The sequence below is a fragment of the Sorangium sp. So ce117 genome (assembly GCF_051524395.1).
Taxonomy (GTDB): domain Bacteria; phylum Myxococcota_A; class Polyangia; order Polyangiales; family Polyangiaceae; genus Sorangium; species Sorangium cellulosum_B.
Window position 1 is genome coordinate 3,923,389 of record NZ_CP150309.1, and the last position, 17,877, is coordinate 3,941,265.

10 protein-coding genes and 1 pseudogene are annotated in these 17,877 nt (G+C 70.2%); all 11 read left to right on the forward strand.

The features are described 5' to 3' along the window. Nucleotides 1-35: 35 nt before the first annotated feature. The 11 genes and pseudogenes from WMF46_RS14750 to WMF46_RS14800 all read left to right on the forward strand — a co-directional run bounded on the left by WMF46_RS14750 (nucleotide 36) and on the right by WMF46_RS14800 (nucleotide 17,642). A complete protein-coding gene (locus WMF46_RS14750; RefSeq protein ID WP_437552567.1) occupies nucleotides 36-488 on the forward strand; it encodes a VOC family protein in 453 nt (150 codons plus the stop codon). Further along, the gene (gene scpA, locus WMF46_RS14755; protein ID WP_437986195.1) at nucleotides 481-3,129 is read left to right on the forward strand and encodes a methylmalonyl-CoA mutase; all 2,649 of its coding nucleotides are present in this window, start codon (nucleotides 481-483) and stop codon (nucleotides 3,127-3,129) included. Before WMF46_RS14750 ends, scpA begins: the two co-directional genes overlap by 8 nt. A 1-nt stretch (nucleotide 3,130) precedes the next feature. Beyond that, entirely contained in the window at nucleotides 3,131-4,123 is a 993-nt protein-coding gene (meaB, locus tag WMF46_RS14760) for a methylmalonyl Co-A mutase-associated GTPase MeaB (protein ID WP_437986196.1), read from the forward strand. Nucleotides 4,124-4,363: 240 nt separating this feature from the next. Then, a complete protein-coding gene (locus WMF46_RS14765) occupies nucleotides 4,364-5,515 on the forward strand; it encodes a DTW domain-containing protein (RefSeq protein WP_437986197.1) in 1,152 nt (383 codons plus the stop codon). Between the two features lie 458 nt (nucleotides 5,516-5,973). Further along, the gene (locus WMF46_RS14770; RefSeq protein WP_437986198.1) at nucleotides 5,974-8,328 is read left to right on the forward strand and encodes a pyridoxal-dependent decarboxylase; all 2,355 of its coding nucleotides are present in this window, start codon (nucleotides 5,974-5,976) and stop codon (nucleotides 8,326-8,328) included. 403 nt (nucleotides 8,329-8,731) lie between these two features. After that, nucleotides 8,732-9,694: a macrolide 2'-phosphotransferase gene (locus tag WMF46_RS14775; protein ID WP_437986199.1), complete on the forward strand. Its 963-nt coding sequence runs from the start codon at nucleotides 8,732-8,734 to the stop codon at nucleotides 9,692-9,694. Nucleotides 9,695-9,790: 96 nt separating this feature from the next. Next, nucleotides 9,791-10,075: a hypothetical protein gene (locus tag WMF46_RS14780; RefSeq protein ID WP_437986200.1), complete on the forward strand. Its 285-nt coding sequence runs from the start codon at nucleotides 9,791-9,793 to the stop codon at nucleotides 10,073-10,075. Continuing rightward, the gene (locus tag WMF46_RS14785) at nucleotides 10,072-13,080 is read left to right on the forward strand and encodes an ATP-binding protein (RefSeq protein WP_437986201.1); all 3,009 of its coding nucleotides are present in this window, start codon (nucleotides 10,072-10,074) and stop codon (nucleotides 13,078-13,080) included. The genes WMF46_RS14780 and WMF46_RS14785 overlap by 4 nt, the downstream gene beginning before the upstream one ends. Before the next feature lie 319 nt (nucleotides 13,081-13,399). Beyond that, entirely contained in the window at nucleotides 13,400-14,779 is a 1,380-nt protein-coding gene (locus WMF46_RS14790) for an MFS transporter (protein WP_437986202.1), read from the forward strand. A 383-nt stretch (nucleotides 14,780-15,162) separates the two neighbouring features. Then, nucleotides 15,163-15,480: pseudogene (locus WMF46_RS14795) on the forward strand (polysaccharide deacetylase family protein); the annotation flags it as partial. Between the two features lie 632 nt (nucleotides 15,481-16,112). After that, a complete protein-coding gene (locus tag WMF46_RS14800; RefSeq protein WP_437986203.1) occupies nucleotides 16,113-17,642 on the forward strand; it encodes a cellulose binding domain-containing protein in 1,530 nt (509 codons plus the stop codon). Nucleotides 17,643-17,877: the final 235 nt, after the last annotated feature.

The window sequence follows — 17,877 nt, forward strand, 5'->3', positions numbered from 1 at the left end:
CAGCCCCGACCGGCCTTCCGATCCAACGAGAGCCCATGAAGGACCAGATTCCCGGGTTTCTGTTCATCGACCACATCGCCATGGCGGTGCCCGCCGGGCAGCTCGACGCGCAGGTGAAGGCGTACGAGATGCTCGGCTTCCGCGAGGTGCACCGGGAGGAGGTGCGGGGCACGGATCAGGTCCGCGAGGTGATGCTCCGCATCGGCGACAGCGACAACCACGTCCAGCTCCTCGAGCCGCTCTCTCCCGAGTCTCCCGTCCAGAAGCTCATCGAGAAGAACGGCGGTCGCGGGGGCTTCGCCCACGTCGCCTACCGGGTCAGCGACGTCCAGGCCGCCTTCGACGATCTCAAGGCGCGCGGCTTCCGCATCATCGACGCGGCGCCGCGGCCGGGCTCCCGGGGCACGACGATCTTCTTCGTGCACCCCCGATCGCGCGAGGACGCGCCGTTCGGTCACCTCATCGAGGTCGTGCAGTCCCATGGATGACAGGCTCTTCGGCGATTTCGCGCCGGTCGCTCTCGCGACGTGGAAGCAGGCGCTCCACCGGGATCTCAAGGGCAAGACCGCGGACGACCTCTCCTGGGCGAGCGCCGAGGGGCTGCTCGTGCCGCCGATCTTCGCGCCGGACAGCCCCCCGCTCCCGCCGGCCACGGGAGGCCCGCTCGTGGCGTCGCTTGTCGCCGAGCTCCGGAGCGGCGCGCCGGAGCTGCGCTTCACGATGGGATGCAGCTATTTCCCGGAGATCGCCCGCCTCTGCGCCGCGCGCCTCCTCGCCGAGCGCCTGCGGCCGGGCGCCACGATCACCGCCGTCATCCCGTCGGCCGCGGTCCCTGGCGACGAGGAGCACAAGAACCTGCTCCGCGGCATCGTCGGGATGATGGCGGCCATCGCGGGCGGCGCGGACGACATCGTCGTCACGCCGCCCGAGCGCCTGCTCGGCAACGCCCGGGTCATCCTCCGCGAGGAGGCCCGCTTCGACCCGCGCGACAGCCCTGCGGCCGGCTCCTGGACCATCGAGCAGCTCGCGCGGAGCCTCGCGCGCGCGGCGATGCAGCAGCTCGGCGACACAAGGGAGATCCCGGAGCCGGGCGCGGCCCCGTCGGACGTCGCGTCGCTCGAGCACCTCGGCTTCTCCGCCGGCGCGCCGCCGTTCCTGCGCGGGCCGTATACGAGCATGTACGTGGTCCGCCCGTGGACCGTCCGCCAGTACGCCGGGTACTCCACGGCCGAGGAGTCGAACGCGTTCTACCGCCGCAACCTCGCCGCCGGGCAGACCGGGCTCTCGGTGGCCTTCGACCTCGCGACCCACCGCGGCTACGACTCGGATCACCCGCGCGTGGTCGGCGACGTGGGGAAGGCCGGCGTGGCCATCGACACCGTCGAGGACATGAAGATCCTCTTCGACCAGATACCGCTCGATACGATGAGCGTGTCGATGACAATGAACGGCGCCGTGCTCCCCGTCATGGCGTTCTACATCGTCGCCGCCGAGGAGCAGGGCGTGCGCCCCGAGCTGCTCTCCGGGACCATCCAGAACGACATCCTCAAGGAGTTCATGGTCCGGAACACCTATATCTACCCTCCGGCGCCGTCGATGAGGATCGTCGCCGACATCTTCCGTTACACCGCCGAGAAGATGCCCAGGTTCAACTCGATCAGCATCAGCGGCTATCACATGCAGGAGGCCGGCGCGACCGCCGAGCTGGAGCTCGCGTACACGCTCGCCGACGGCCTCGAGTACCTGCGCACCGGGATCGCGTCGGGCATGGATATCGACGATTTCGCCGGGCGGTTCTCGTTCTTCTTCGGCATCGGCATGGACCATTTCACTGAGATCGCCAAGCTGCGGGCCGCGCGGCTCCTGTGGGCGAAGATCGTGAAGGGGTTCCACCCGAAGAACCCGAAGACGATGGCGCTGCGGACCCACTGCCAGACGTCGGGCTGGAGCCTCACCGAGCAGGACCCGTTCAACAACGTCACGCGCACGGCCATCGAGGCGCTCGCGGCCGTGCTCGGCGGCACGCAGTCGCTGCACACGAACGCCCTGGACGAGGCGCTGGCGCTCCCCTCCGACTTCTCGGCGAAGATCGCGCGCGACACCCAGCTCTTCTTGCAGCGGGAGACCGAGGTCTGCCGGGTCATCGACCCGTGGGGCGGCTCCTACCACGTCGAGCGCCTGACAGACCGGCTCGCGCGGAGAGCGTGGCAGTTCATCCAGGAGGTGGAGTCCCTGGGCGGCATGGTCAAGGCCATCGAGAACGGCCTGCCCAAGCTGCGCATCGAGGAGGCCGCGGCCCGCAAGCAGGCCCGGATCGACGCGGGCCGTGACGTCATCGTCGGGGTCAACGCGTACAGGCTGGAGAGAGAGGCGCCGATCGCGCTCCGCGAGGTGGACAACACCGCCGTTCGCGAGAAGCAGCTCGCGCGGCTGCGCGAGGTGAAGGCCGCCCGCGCGGAGGCCGCCGTGGGCGAGTCGCTCGCCGCGCTCACCCGCGCTGCCGAGACGGGCGAGGGGAACCTGCCGGCGCTCGCCGTCGACGCCGCGCGCCGCCGCGCGACGCTCGGCGAGATCTCCGACGCGCTCGAGCGCGTCTTCGGCCGCTACGAGGCCCCGGTGCGCACGGTGAGCGGCGTGTACGGCGCGGAGATCCGCGATGCGGGCGCTGGCCGCGAGGTGGAGGCGCTCGTCCGCGAGTTCGCGGCCCTCGAGGGCCGGCGCCCGCGCATCCTGGTCGCCAAGATGGGTCAAGACGGGCACGACCGGGGGATGAAGGTCATCGCCACCGCCTTTGCGGATCTCGGGTTCGACGTCGATATCGGCCCGCTCTTCCAGACCCCGGACGAGGTGGCGCGCCACGCCGTCGAGAACGACGTGCACGTAGTCGGGGTCTCCTCGCTCGCCGGCGGCCACAAGACCCTGGTGCCGCAGCTCATCGAAGCGCTCGGGCAGGCCGGCCGCGGGGACATCCTCGTGGTGGCGGGCGGCGTGATCCCGCCGCAGGACTACCGGTATCTGGAGGAGCGCGGCGTCGCGGGGATCTTCGGGCCCGGGACGGTCATCCCCGAGGCCGCGGCGCGCATCGTCCGGACGCTCCTTGGGAGCCTCTCGTCGCAGGAGGCGCGCTAGGTTGAAGGCGAGCCCGAGGGAGCTCGTCGATGGTCTCCTCGCGGGCGACCGGGCGGCGCTCGCGCGCGCGATCACGCTGGCCGAGAGCTCGCTCCCCCGCCACCAGGAGCTCGCCGAGGAGGTTCTGGAGCGCTGCCTGCCTCACGCCGGCGGCGCCGCGCGCCTCGGCATCACCGGCGTGCCCGGGGTCGGCAAGAGCACGTTCGTCGACGCGCTCGGCGTTCACCTCGTGCGCGATCGCGAGGAGACGGTGGCCGTGCTCGCGGTCGACCCGAGCAGCCCTGTCCATGGCGGGAGCATCCTCGGCGACAAGACGCGGATGCCACGGCTGGCGAGCGACCCGCGGGCCTTCATCCGCCCCTCGCCGTCGGGCGGCTCGCTCGGCGGCGTGGCGCGGGCCACGCGCCAGGCCATCCTGCTCTGCGAGGCGGCCGGATACCGCAACATCCTTGTCGAGACGGTCGGTGTCGGGCAATCCGAGGTCGCGGTCGCCGACATGACGGATTGCTTCCTGCTCCTCATGCTGCCTGGGGCCGGCGACGAGCTGCAAGGCGTGAAGCGGGGCATCATGGAGCTCGTCGATCTCGTGATCATCAACAAGGCCGATGGCGGGAACGTCGACAGGGCCGCGCGAGCGCGCCGCGATTACGAGAGCGCTTTGCACCTGTTCCCGCCGGCGCCTCACGGCTGGGCGCCCGTCGCCTCCGTCTGCTCGGCCCAGGAGGGCCGCGGCGTCCGCGAAGCGTGGGAGAGCGTGCTGCGCCACCGCGCGCACATGCAGGCCAGCGGCTGGCTCCTGCGCCGCCGCGCGGGGCAGGCGCGCCGCTGGCTGTTCGAGCTCATCGAGGGGCACCTGCGGGAGGCGTTCCTGCGCAGCGCTGCCGTGCGCGAGCGCCTGTCTGGCGTGGAGGCGCTCGTCGAGGCGGGATCGCTCAGCCCGCTGCGCGCCGCGCGGCAGCTGCTGGAGGCGTGGGAGCCGGCCGGGAAGGGCTGAGGGGGCGAGCGCTGCGAGATCTCGAGAGGGAGAAGAAACGCAAAGGCGCAAAGGCGCAAAGACGCAAAAATGAAATGATGCAAAGAGCAGGGATGAGCTCTGTCCCTCTCCCTTGCGTCTTTGCGCCTTTGCGCCTTTGCGTTTCTTCTCCTCTTCTCACCAGGGCCTGCCGCAGCACGAGAACCGGGAGCCGCAGATCATGGACCTCGAGGCCAGCGCAGCCTATAGGGTGCCAATCCCATGCGTGACGTCTGCTGGCGCTGCCGGCGCCCCCGTCCGGTCTGCTATTGCGCGCTCCTGCCTTCCTTGCCGACGAGGACCCGGGTCGTGCTCCTCCAGCACCCGCGCGAGCGGAAGGTTGGCATCGGCACGGCGCGCATGGCCCACCTGGCGCTTCCCAACTCCGAGCTGCACGAGGGGGTGGTCTTCGAGGACGACGCCCGGATCGCCGCCCTCGCGAGCGATCCGACCACGGCCGTGCTCTTCCCCGGGGGCGACGCGCCCGCGGCGGGAGGGGCGCCGGTGCGCTCGCTCATCGTGGTCGACGGCACGTGGTGGCAGGCGAGGAAGATGCTCGCGCTGAACCCGCGCCTGGCCTCGGTGCGGCGCATCGGCGTGACGCCCCGCGCGCCGGGCAACTACCGCATCCGCAAGGAGCCCCGGCCCGAGTGCCTCGCCACGGTCGAGGCGGTGGCCAGCGCGCTGGCCGCGCTCGAGGGCGAGCCCGCGCGCTTCGACGAGATGCTGCGGGCCTTCACGTTCATGGTCGACCGGCAGATCGAGCACCAGGCGAGGAGCAACGCCCCGCGACGGCGGCGCGCGCAGGCGGCTTCGCCGCTCGCGCCGCTGCGCCCCTACCGCGCCGAGCCGGCGAGGGTGGTGCTCGTCGACGGCGGGGCCAGCTCCGGGTGGCCGGCGGGCGCCGGCGCGGCCGAGCCGACGTCCGAGCTCGTGCACCTCGTGGCCTGCCGCCCGTCGGGCGAGCGCTTCGAGGCGTTCCTCCGCCCGCGCCGGCCGCTGGGCCCAAGCGTCGCGCACCAGCTCGAGGTGCCCGAGGACCGCCTGCGGGGCGGCGAGGACGCCGGCGCGGCCCTGAGCCGCTTCCGCGCCTTCGTCGGCGATCGCGGCGTGCTGGGCACCTGGGGCTCCTTCACGGTGGACCTGCTCGCGCAGGAGGGCCTCGAGCGCCCGCCCTCCCTCGACCTGCGCGACCTCTGCGCGCGGCACCTGCGCCGGCGGCCCGGCGGCATCTCCAACGGGGCGCAGGCGCTCCTGGCCGCCGAGCCGACGGCGCGCGGCAGCGGGCGCGCCGGGCGCGCGGTGGGGTGGCTCGAGGTCGTCCTCGCGCGCCTGCTCGACCTCGCGGGGGAGGACTCGGCACCAGACAGCTAGAGAGACAAACGGGTTCAAACCGCCTGCAAACAGCCAGAAATTGAACGCCCAAGGCGCCAAGGACGCCAAGAATTTATTGTTGTCTTGGCGCCTTGGCGGCTCGATTCTCTGGTTTCCAAGCCGATCAGTGCTCTGGCACCACGACCGGTAGCCGCCCCGGATCAGCAGAAGAACCGCCACGGCGCCGAGGCCGCCGAGAGGAGAGGGGAGGGATTGTCCCGGTACTTCCCCTCCTGTCTCGATACGCGCGCTGGAGCGCTGCGCGCGTCAGTATGGCCAGAGAGGGGGCCGGGCGTCCGAACGCCCGAGCGGCGACGCCCGGACGGATCGCGCCGGCTTGACCGTGGCCAAGGTGACCTGTACCGTCTGGCCACCTTCGTTGCGAGATTCCCTCGAGACGGCGAGCGAAGAGGAGCGAAAGCCTTATGGACGGGCGGGCGTCGAACGACAGATTCAGGATGAAACAATACTTCCAATTCGGCGACGGGCCGTTCCTCAAAGGGGCCGGGACGAGGTCGCCGGAGGCGTGGTTCTTGGGCCCGAAGGCCGAGAACGCCGACGAGTTCGAGAGGCTCATCGTCGAGGCCATCCGGGATCACTCGTTCTGGCGACGGAACTTCCACCCTCAGGATCCCACGCACATCACCGAGCAGTCCAAGCGGCAACCGTCCTATCTCCACGCGATGGATACGCTGAAGGACAGCTTTCGGTCGCTCATGTCGTTCCTCAAGAAATCCGTGCCCTTCTTCAGCGATCGGTACCAGGGGCACATGAACTGGGATACCTCGATCCCCAGCGTGCTCGGCTACTTCGCTGCGATGCTCTACAACCCCAACAACGTCGCATTCGAAGGGTCCACGGCGACCACGATCCTGGAGATGATCGTGGGCGACGATCTCTGCCGGATGCTCGGCTATCCGCTGCCGGACGAGGGCGCCGGCGACAAGGCCATTCGACCCTGGGGACACATCACTTGCGGCGGCACGGTCGCGAACATCGAGGCGATCTGGTCTTCCAGGAACTTGAAATTCTACCCGTTGTCGCTCCGGGACGCGATGAGATCCGAGCCGAGCCTCTCGGCGGCGCGTGAGCTCGTCGTGACCACGTGCGACGGCAGGCGCGCGCTGCTCTGCGACCTCGACGCCTGGTCGCTCTTGAACCTCAAGGTGGACGAGATTCTCGCGCTGCCCGCGCGCCTCACGCAGGAGTACGGCATCTCGAGCGATACGATCACGGCGGCGATGGCGGGCCACTCCCTCCAGCACCTGGGGATCCAGGAGCTCTACCGGCGATGTGGGGCGGACCTGCCGTGCTCGCCTGTGTTTCTCGTCCCCGCCACGAAGCACTACTCATTCCCCAAGGCAGCGGCCGTGCTGGGCATCGGCTCGGCGAACGTGCTCGATATCCCCGTGGACTGCGACGCGCGGATGAGCCTCTCCGCGCTGGAGGCGACGCTGAAGCGTTGCCTCGACGAGCGGCGGCCGGTCTACACGGTGGTGAGCGTCGTCGGGAGCACGGAGGAGAGCGCGGTCGATCCGCTGAAGGCGATCCTCGACCTGCGCCATCGATTCCAGAAGGAGGGGCTCTCGTTCACGGTCCACGCGGACGCCGCATGGGGCGGCTATTTCGCCTCGATCCTCCGCCCTGACGAGGGGCCGCGCGCGAAGGACGCGCCCTCGGGGCCTGCGGCCGAGATCGGGATGAGCAGGTACGTGACGGCGCAGCTCTCGGCGCTCGGCCGGGCGGATTCGATCACGGTGGACCCGCACAAGTCGGGCTATGTCCCGTACCCGGCCGGGGCGCTCTGCTACCGGAACTCGGCGATGCGCGACATGGTGACGTTCAAGGCCCCCTACATCGTCCACGGGGACGCGGAGCCGACCGTGGGCATCTATGGGCTCGAAGGGTCGAAGCCAGGAGCCGCGGTGGCGGCGGTCTACCTGAGCCACAAGGTCATCCGGCCCACCCGGAGCGGGTACGGGCAGCTCCACCGGAAGGCCCTGTTCAACTGCAAGAGGTTCTACGCTCGGCTCCTCTGCTTGGCTCGCCGGGAAGATCGGTTCATCATCGTCCCGGTCCCGCGGCTTCCAGCCGAGATCGGGGGCGGCGACGTGGAGAGCGAGCTGCAGTTCATTCGCGAGCGCATCGACCGACCGAGCCTCGAGGAGCTCCTGGCCGACCCCGAGGCGATGGCGGTGCTGCCGGAGCTCGGTCCCGATCAGAACATCCTCACCTACGCCGTCAACTTCAAGCACCCAGACGGTTCGATCAACACCAGCCTTGAATTGATGAACCGATTGAACAAGGCGATCTATGATCTCTTGAGCATCGCCCCCGGGGACGACATCTATCACTACCGGATGATCGTGAGCACGACGGACTTCAGCGAGGAGCACTACGGCAACGTCTTCATCGAGGACTACAAGCGGCGCCTCGGGGTCGCGGCGTCGCTGGGCTCGACGGTGACGGTGCTGAGGTCCACGGTGATGGCGCCCTGGCTCCCGGAGTCGCCTGAGGGGAGCATCCTGGATGTGCTGGAGATCGAGCTTCGCGATGCGATCTTCAAAGCGATGATGCGGGACTCGATGCTCCAGGCCTTCGAGGAGATCGACACGAATCGGGACGGCGCCCTGGACGTGGCCGAGATCATGGCGAAGTTTCGCGAGAAGGGCTTCCACGACAGCGAAGTTGACGAGTTTTTGCAGGTCTGCGACCTCGACAGGAACGGCAGTGTGTCCGTGAGCGAGTTCCTCGGGGCGTTCTCGCACTTCCTGATGAAGGCGAAGCTCTCGGGGAGAGAGGCGAGGGGGTAAGCCAGGCGGAGTCGGACCCTCGCCGCCTGGCTCAAGGCCGAGCCGGGAGCTCGCGGCGCCGCCGTGCCGCTGGGCCAGCGTCGAGCCAAGCGCCCTGAACGCCGTTGCGGCGCCGGGCCCCGCGTGAGATGCTCCGGCCGTGGCATTCCTCCGGCTGCGCTGAGCTCGGCATCCGCGTCCGCCCTGTCGCCCCGGCGCTGCCGGGGCAGCGAGGCGTGCGCGCGGGTGCCTGTCCGTGCCCTGTCTTCCCCTGCAACGTGGAAGACCGGGGCGCGGTGACTCATGCCCGGCAACCTGGAACGTTCACGTCACGCACGCCCCGCCGGCCGTGAGCTCGCGCCGCGAGTCTTCCCCATCCGCGCGCGCCGCCCTGGAAAGGTGGCGCGCGAAGAGGCTCGCTCTCATGACCGGAATCAACGAAATCTCCTCCACCGGCTCTTCCTCCTTCGCGCCCATCGATTCGGTCGGCGCGCTCCTCGATGCGGCGCGCCGCGAGGGGCTCCGTCTCGTCACGTCCCACGCCGACTTCGACCGGAGCGGGCTCGACTTCCTCGTCGTGCACGCCCACGACGAGGACGGCGTTCCGTGGGTCGTGCGCACGCCGCGTCGCATCGCGGTCGTCGCATCGGCGCGCGTCGAAGCGCGCGTGCTGGCCCTCGTGCGCCAGCGCTTGCCGGTGGCCGTGCCCGACTGGCGCGTGCACACCGACCACGTGATCGCCTATCCGCGCCTCGGCGACGTGCCCGCCGTCTCCTTCGATCCCGAGGCGGGCCCGCGCTGGAGCCGCGTCGATCCGGCGGCGCCGTCCGATGTGTTCATCGCGTCGGTGGCCGAGGCGCTCGCGGCGCTCCAGCGCGTGGACGCGGCGGCGGCCCGCTCGGCGGGCGTCCCCGTGAAGTCCATCGACGACGCGCGCCAGGTCCATGCGCGGGCCATGGACGAGACGCGCGCCGCGCTGGCGCCGCCGGACGCGCTGTGGGCCCGGTGGCAGCGCTGGCTCGAGAACGACGCGATCTGGCCGCGCGACCTCGCCCTCGTGCACGGCGATCTCCACCCCGGCCACATGCTCCTCGACGAGGGCGGCCGGCTCACGGGGATCCTGGACTGGACCGAGGCCCATATCGGCGATCCCTCGGTCGACTTCGCGCTCTTCGTCGGCGCCTTCGGCAAGCCCGCGCTCGACGCGTGCATCGCGCGCTTCGAGGCGGCCGGCGGCACGACGTGGCCGGGCCTCGCGGCCCACGCCGGCGAGCGCTGGGCGGCGTTCCCCGCGATCGCGGCGAAGTGGGGAGTCGAGTCCGGCGACGAGGGCGTGATCACCCACGCGCGCAACCTGCTCGCAGGGATCGTGGCCGAGAGCGGGTGAGCGCCGGCTCGTCGCACCCCATCACCCATCGTCATGATGCGCTGCGTTGTGAGCCCGCTTATGTTCAGCCGCGGCGGCCCTGAGTAGCCTCTCCACATGACCGGAGGACACGGCGCGGATGCCGGCGCCGCGGATCGCGCGCTCGTGCTCATGCTGCTGGGCACGGTGCTGCTCGTGTCGCCGGCGCGGCTGCTCTGGGCCCGAGGCCTGCTCGCGGTGGCCACGGTCTTCGCGGTCTGGGCCGCGCTGATCGCGCTCGCCTTGCTCGCGACGCGCTCCGACCGCGGCGATCGCGGCGACCTACCAGGCGGCGATCACGCCCGCGGCGAGCGCGAGCGCCGCGACCCGGCGCCCGGTGACGCTGATCGAGGCCCGCCGTGATCGACGTCGGCGTCCTCCTCTTCGCCACGGTGGCCTGGCTCGCCGTGCTCGCCGCGATCGCGCTCGCCGCGCAGCGCGAGCGGATCCCCCGCGCGCTCGCGCGTCACCCGCTCGTCCTCGCCCTCTCGCTCGGCGTCTACGCCTCGTCGTGGACCTACTACGGCGGCGTCGGCTTCGCGCAGCGCCACGGCCTCGTCTTCCTCGCTGTCTACCTCGGCCCGACGCTCGCGTGCATCGCCACCCCGCTCCTCTGGTCGCGCGTCCTGCGGATCACGCGCGAGCAGCGCCTCTCCTCGCTCGCCGACCTCTTCGCCTTCCGCTTCCAGAGCCCCGCGGCGGGGGCCGTCGTCGCCGCCTTCTCCGTCGTCGCCAGCGTGCCCTACGTCGCGCAGCAGTTCCGCGCGACCGAGCAATCGGTCCGCGTGCTCTCCGGGCCCGGGCACGAGGAGGCCGTGGGCGCCGTCTTCTGGGCGCTGCTCACGCTCTTCACGGCGTTCTTCGGCGCCCGTCCGGCCGCCGAGCAGGGGCGGGAGGACGGCCTCGCGGCGGCGGTCGCGTTCGAGTCGGCGGCGAAGCTCGCCGTGCTCGCGGCCGTGGGCCTCGTCGCCGTGCTCGGGGCCTTCGGCGGGGCGGGCGGGCTCGCGGACTGGCTGGGCGATCACGCCGCCGAGGTCGAGGCGCTCGGCCGCCCCGTGCGCGAGGACAGCGGCTGGACGTCGATGCTCGTCATCAGCTTCGCCGCCGCCTTCCTGCTGCCGAGGCAGTGGCACATGGCGTTCGCGGGCGGCGCCGGCGACCGCGCGCTTGCCAAGGCGGCCTGGGCCTTCCCGCTCTTCCTGCTCGCGCTCAACCTGCCCGTGCTGCCCGTCCTCTGGGCCGGGACCCGCCTCGCGCCGGCCGAGCCCGCCGACAGCTTCGTGCTGCTCGTGCCGCAGCTGCTCGGCCAGGGCTGGCTCGCGCTCGCCGCGTTCATCGGCGGCATCTCCGCGGCGAGCGCCATGGTCATGGTCACGGCCGTCGCCCTCGCGAGCGCCAGCGCCACGCACCTGCTCCTGCCGCTCGCCCGGAGGACGCTGCGCCGCAACGTCTACGCGCGCGTGCTGTGGCTCCGCCGCGGGCTCCTGATCGTCATCCTCACCGGCGGGTGGCTCTTCCACCGCGCGCAGCCGCACCGCGGGCTGCTCGTCGAGAGCGGCATCGTGTCGTTCGTCGCCTTCGCGCAGTTCCTGCCGGGGCTGCTCGCCGCGCTCTTCTGGGAGCGCGCGACGCGCGCCGGGTTCCTCGCCGGGCTCCTCGCCGGCATCGGCACGTGGACCGCCACCTGCCTCGCGCCCTTCCTGCCCGAGCTGTCCGGGCTCGAACCGGGGTGGCTCGATCTCCTGCGCGAGGGCGCGGGCCAGGCCGACCCCGCGGCGTACGGGGCGGCCACGGACACCTGGTCGCTGCCCACGTTCGTCTCGCTCGCCGTCAACGGCGCCACGCTCGGCCTCGTCTCGCTCCTGCGCCCCCCGGCCGAGGAGGAGCGCGAGGCGGCGCGCCTGTGCACGCGCCGCGAGATCGGCCCGTCGGTCGAGCGCGCGACCGTGGCCTCGAGCGTGGCCGCGCTCGAGGAGCGGCTCGCGCGGCTGCTCGGCCGCGAGGCGGCCGCGCTCGAGGTCACGCGCGCCCGGATCGAGCTCGACATCCCGCGCGACGAGACGCGGCCCACGGAGCTCCACGCGCTGCAGGAGCGCCTGCACCGCAACCTGTCGCCGCTCGTCGGCCCGGTGCTCGCGAGGACCGTCGCGGAGGCGGACGCGCAGGCCGCCCCCGGGGCGCTCGGCGGTAGAGCGGCGACCGGCGCGCTCACCGAGGAGCTGCGCTGGCTGGAGCGGCGCCTCGCGCGCGGGGAGGCCACGACGACGTTCGTCGGCGCCGCGAAGGAGCTCGACCTCCTGCGGCGCTGGCTCCGCTCGGTGCTCGCGCAGCTCCCCCTCGGCGTCTGCGCCGTGGGCTCCGACGGCGCGATCAGCCTCGTGAACCGGCGCCTCGAGGCGCTCGTCGGCGCCGAGGAGCGCGACCTCGTCGGGGCGCCGCTCGACCGGCTGCCGGCCCCGTTCGCGGAGCTGTTCGCGCGCGCCGCCCGCGCCGCCTCGGCGGGCGAGGCCGGCGCGGACGAGATCGAGGCGCACGTGGCCGGCCGCGCGCGCTCGCTGCGCGTCCACCGCGCCGCGCTCGATCCGCTCGACGCGCGCGCCGCCTCGGGGGGCGTGGTCCTCCTCGTGGAGGACCGCACCGAGCAGCGCGCGCTCGAGGCGCAGCTCGCGCACCGCGACCGCCTCGCCCAGCTCGGCCGCCTCGCCGCCGGCGTGGCCCACGAGGTCGGCAACCCCCTCACCGGCATCGCCTGCCTCGCGCAGAACCTCCGCGCCGAGTCCGACAGCGACGAGATCCGCGCGCGGGCGGGCCTCATCCTCGGCGAGGCGGCGCGCATCGAGGCCATCCTGCGCTCGCTGCTCGACCACAGCCGCACCGGCGCCGTGCCGAAGCCCGGCGAGGGCGCGCGCGCGCGGGTCGGGCGCGTGGCGCTCGCCGAGGTGGTCGCCGAGGCCGTGCGGCTCATCCGGCTCGACCGCGCGGCGCCCCACGTCCGGGTGGATCAAGCCTGCCCCGACTCGCTCGTCGTCATCGGCGACCGGCGCGAGCTCGTCCAGGTCTTCGTCAACCTGCTCGCGAACGCCCGCGACGCGTCCGAGGCCGGCGCGCTCATCGCCGTCCGAGGGTGGATCGAGGCGGGCCAGATCGTCGTCGAGGTCGAGGACCACGGCAGCGGCATCCCCGAGGAGCTCCTCGCCGCGGTGCTGGAGCCGTTCGTGACGACGAAGCGCGACCCGAGCGGCACGGGGCTCGGCTTGCCGCTCTCGCGCTCGATCGTCGAGGACCACGGCGGGACCCTCACGCTGCGGAGCGCGGTGGGGCGGGGGACGACGGTCGTCGTCCGGCTGCCGCTCGCGGGCGCGGGGTGAAGCGGTCGGCGCGGGACGTCGGGTGTTACCGATCGTAACGAGACGTCGCCGAACGAGCCCGCCAGCGTGCTTGCTCCGTGGACGAACAGGTATTCTCAAGGCTGCTTGCGTGGTATTGAGATCAAAGAGAGCAGCATTCCGCGAGCCGGGGGTGACAGGGCATCGACCCACGCGCTGCCCGGCCCCTCCTCCTCCCTCGCGTGCGGGGTGAGGAGGAGCCATGAAGAACACCCTGGCTGCCTCTTTCCGCTCGGCGCGCCTCCAAGCCCGTCTCCGGCCCTCTCGACGAGCGCTGGAACTCCTCCGAGGAACCGTTCTCATGGCACAGACGTCTCCCCAAACCTTCGCCGTGACGCCCACGAACCAGGCCCCCGCGGCCGGGCGTGAGGTTGTCAGCAGCTCCACGCTCTGGAAGGTCATCTTCGCGTCCGCTGGCGGCACGATGATCGAGTGGTACGACTTCTATATCTTCGGGAGTCTCGCCGCGATCATCTCGACCCACTTCTTCCCGAAGGACAACCCGACGGCGAGCTTCCTCTTGACGCTCGGCACGTTCGCCACGGGCTTCGTCGTCCGCCCGTTCGGCGCGCTCGTGTTCGGGCGCATCGGCGATATCGTGGGTCGTAAGTACGCGTTCCTCGTGACGCTGCTGCTCATGGGCGGCGCGACGGCGCTCATCGGCTTCTTGCCGACGTACGACAAGATCGGGCTGCTCGCCCCGATCGCGCTCGTCCTGATCCGCCTCGTTCAGGGCCTCGCGCTCGGCGGCGAGTACGGCGGCGCGGCGGTGTACGTCGCCGAGCATGCGCCCGACGAGAAGCGCGGCTTCTACACCTCGTTCATCCAGATCACGGCGACGCTCGGTCTGTTCGTCTCGCTGGCGGTGATCCTCAGCACCCGCCTCATCGTGGGCGAGGAGGCCTTCAAGGAATGGGGCTGGCGCATCCCGTTCCTCCTGTCGGTCCTCCTCGTCGTCGTGTCCTTCTACGTGCGTTCCCGCCTCAAGGAGTCGCCGATCTTCAGCAAGCTCAAGGCCGAGGGGAAGACGTCGACCGCTCCCATCAAGGACAGCCTCGGCAACAAGCGCAACTGGAAGGTCATCCTTGTGGCCCTCTTCGGCGCCACGGCCGGCCAGGGCGTGGTCTGGTACACGGGGCAGTTCTATGCCCTCTACTTCCTGCAGAACACGCTGAAGGTCCCGTTCATCACGGCCACGATCGTGATCGCCTCCGCGCTCGCCCTGGGCATGCCGTTCTTCGTGTTCTTCGGCGCGCTCTCGGACCGCATCGGCCGCAAGAAGATCATGCTCGCGGGCAACCTGTGCGGCGCGATCGGCTTCTTCCCCGTGTTCTGGGCGATGAAGCAGAACGCGGACAACCCGGTCGTGCTCACCGCGCTCGTGTTCGTGCTCGTGCTGTTCGTCACGATGGTCTACGGCCCGATCGCGGCCTACCTCGTCGAGGCCTTCCCTGCGAAGGTGCGTTACACGTCGCTCTCGATCCCGTACCACGTCGGCAACGGCGTGTTCGGCGGGCTCTTGCCGCTCATCGCCTCGTCGGTGACGGTCGCGACGGGCAACATCTACGCGGGGCTCCTCTATCCGATCGCGGTGGCGCTCATCACCGTGGTCGTCGGCGGGATCTTCCTGAAAGAGCGCAGCGACGTGCGCCTCTGGGACGAGCTCGATCGCCCGGCTTGACGGCGATCTCCCGGCGGACGGAGCGCTGCTCGCGCGCCGTCCGCCGCCTCCTGCTCCTTGCAGATTCGTGGGATACGGGCTCGGCCGTCAGGCGCTGAAGCGAGGCATACGAGAGTACGCCGCAGCGAGCCGCACGACGTGGATGAGCCCGTAGAACTGAACCCTCCCTCGAAATTCCGGAAAAATTCACAGGGAGGCGGGGAGGAGAGGAGTGGAATCCCACCAACCTCCCCGTCTCCCCGCCTCCCTGTTCAATTTCTCTTCTCGAAAATGCCAATAGAATGAGGGGATCCGTCAGCCCGTAGAGTGCACTCCGGTGTGCCCCGCCATCACAGAACGAGCTCCGCGCGGCAGGACAGCAACGTACCAATCGGGCTCACGGGGTCCCGACGACGTTCTACGTCAACAGCGGGAGGAACGACCTGGCGAACTTCGACGAGACGTGGACGAAGGCAGTCCAGGACGGCCACGAGCTCGGCAACCACACGGCGCACCACTGCCATGACGACATGACCGAGTGCGCGGGCGAGTGGGCCGGCAGCCTCATCGAAGAGATCGACGAGTGCACCGACTACATCGTCTCGAACTGCGGCCAGAGCGACGTCTGGACGATGGCCTCTCCCTTCGGCGACGCGGGCTGGAACGAGCACGGCTACTACGAGATCGCGCTCGACGCGGGCGCGCTCACCTTGTCGCCGTAAAAACCCTGTCATCCCGGCAGTCGAGCCGGCGCGCGCGGCGTCCTCGGCGCCCTCACGGGCGCGGCGCCGCGCGCGGGCGCCGTCCATCGTTCACGCAGACCTGTTAGCGGGTCGCCCAGGCCCGATTCGGCTGAGGGGCGCTCTGTTACCGCATCGCTCGATGCGCGGCCCTGATCTCGCGCACGAACCACAGAGGCAGCGAGGGCACAGAGGAGCATCCGTGTGCTCTGTGCACCTGTGGTTCAAATAGTTTCTCTTCAAGGAACCAGGGTGGCCGTGGGAGACGCGATGTTGGCAGATCGCATCGATGAATAGTTTCGTTGTCACTGGTGGCTGTGGGCTCGCCGGTGTGCCCTGGGCTGCTTCGTTACATCGAACCACAGCATGGTATTTGATTCGTCGCGGGCTTGAGAGAGCAATTGTGCTTGACTCGGTACGTGGTGTGATCGAAGGGTCGCTGGTCGGGCATCAGAAATGGGAAGCGGGAAATGGGAGGCGGGAAATGGGACATTGGAGGTACGAAGCAAAGATAGGTTGAGCGCGCCGTGTCATATGCTTTGCGCGCGGCGCGTCGGCGTGGCATCTTACCGATATTGCTTGCGGCCCTTCCGGCCGCTCCTAGGAGAAAATTCATGCGCTTTGCTAGCTTGCTGAGCCTCGGCTCGGTTTCGATCGCTTGCTGCCTGGCTGCCTGCATCGCCGCGTCTCCGGACGACGAAGAGATCCTGTCGCTGGAGGGCGAGCTGCTCAGCTCGGACGGGACGATGTCGGCGGAGCTGTCGTACCAGTCTCAGTGGCCGACGGGGTACTGCGCCAACGTGACGGTGAAGAACGCGAGCTCGAAGGCGAGCACCTCCTGGGGCCTTTCGATCGCGCTCAATGGGGCGACGCTGGCCAACTCGTGGAACGCGCGGATCACGCAGTCGAACGGGCAGCTGAACGCCACCAACGAGAGCTACAACGGCTCGCTGGGGGCAGGAGCGTCGACGACCTGGGGGTTCTGCGCGAACGGCACGGGGAAGCCGTCGATCACGTCGGTCAACGGCAACGGGAACGGCGGCTCGACGTCGGCGAGCTCCAGCAGCGCCTCGAGCAGCTCCAGCAGCGCTTCGAGCAGCTCCAGCAGCGCTTCGAGCAGCTCCAGCAGCAGCTCCTCGGCCAGCTCTGGCGGAGGTGGCGCGGGCGGCAGCGGAGGCTCAGGCGGCGGAGGCGCGGGCGGCAGCGGTGGAGGCCCGGTGGTCAATTCCGGCCTTCCGACGCCACCAGGCTCCAGCAACGTGGCCAAGCCGTCCGGCGCGGCCGGCGGGTTCAGGGTCATCAACTGGGCCGGCTTCACGGGCGCCGTGTCGTACACGTTCGATGACTCGAACTCGAGCCAGATCCAGAACTACGAGACGCTGAACGCGCTCGACGTTCCGTTCACCTTCTACCTCCAGACAGGCAAGACCGAATCGACCAATTCGGTGTGGCAAAGGGCGCTGAGCGACGGGCACGAGCTCGGCAACCACACGAAGAGCCACTCGAGCAACGACAGCGGCTCCGATACGGACGCCGCGACGCAGTTCATCGAGAGCAGGTTCGGGACCAAGGTGTGGACGATGGCGGCGCCGAACGGCTCGTCCGTGTACACGGGCATCGCCAGGACGCGCTTCCTCATCAACCGCGGCGTGGCCAACAACCTCATCGGACCGAACGACTCGACCGATCCGTTCACGCTGCCCTGCTACATCCCGCCGACCGGCGCCTCCACGACGGTGCTGGACCAGCAGGTCACGAGCGCGCGGGACGCCAAGAAGTGGCGCACCGTCCTGGTGCACGGCTTCACCGGCGGCTCCGACGGCGCCTATCAGCCCGTAGGGCTCCAGGCCTTCGTGGATCACGTCAAGCACTCGAAGGCGCTCGGCGACATGTGGCTCGACAGCGTGGTCAACGTCGGCGCTTACTGGCGCGGCCAGAAGGCGGTCTCCTCCGCCACCACCTCGACGTCCGGCGGCGCGACGACCTACACGTGGCAGCTCCCCGCCAACTTCCCGCCGGGCAAGTACCTGCGCGTGACGGTCACCGGCGGCACGCTCAAGCAGAACGGCGTTCCGCTGAACTGGGATCCGCACGGCTACTACGAAGTGGCGCTCGACGCGAAGTCCGTGACGCTGTCGCCGTGACGTAGCGGGCCCGCGTCCCGCGGGCCCTCTTCCGCCGCGACGCGCGCGGTGGGTTTTTGAACCGCCAAGACGCCACAAGACGCCAAGAAGACCACAATCATCTTGGCGTCTTGTGGCGCCTTGGCGGTTTCATTGTTCCGGTAGGGTAGGGGACTTCCCACCAGGATCCGCAAAGGAGCTCTGTCTCCTCCGCGGTTCCAATGTGGCATCTTGCGTGGTTTGCTTGCGGCCCGTC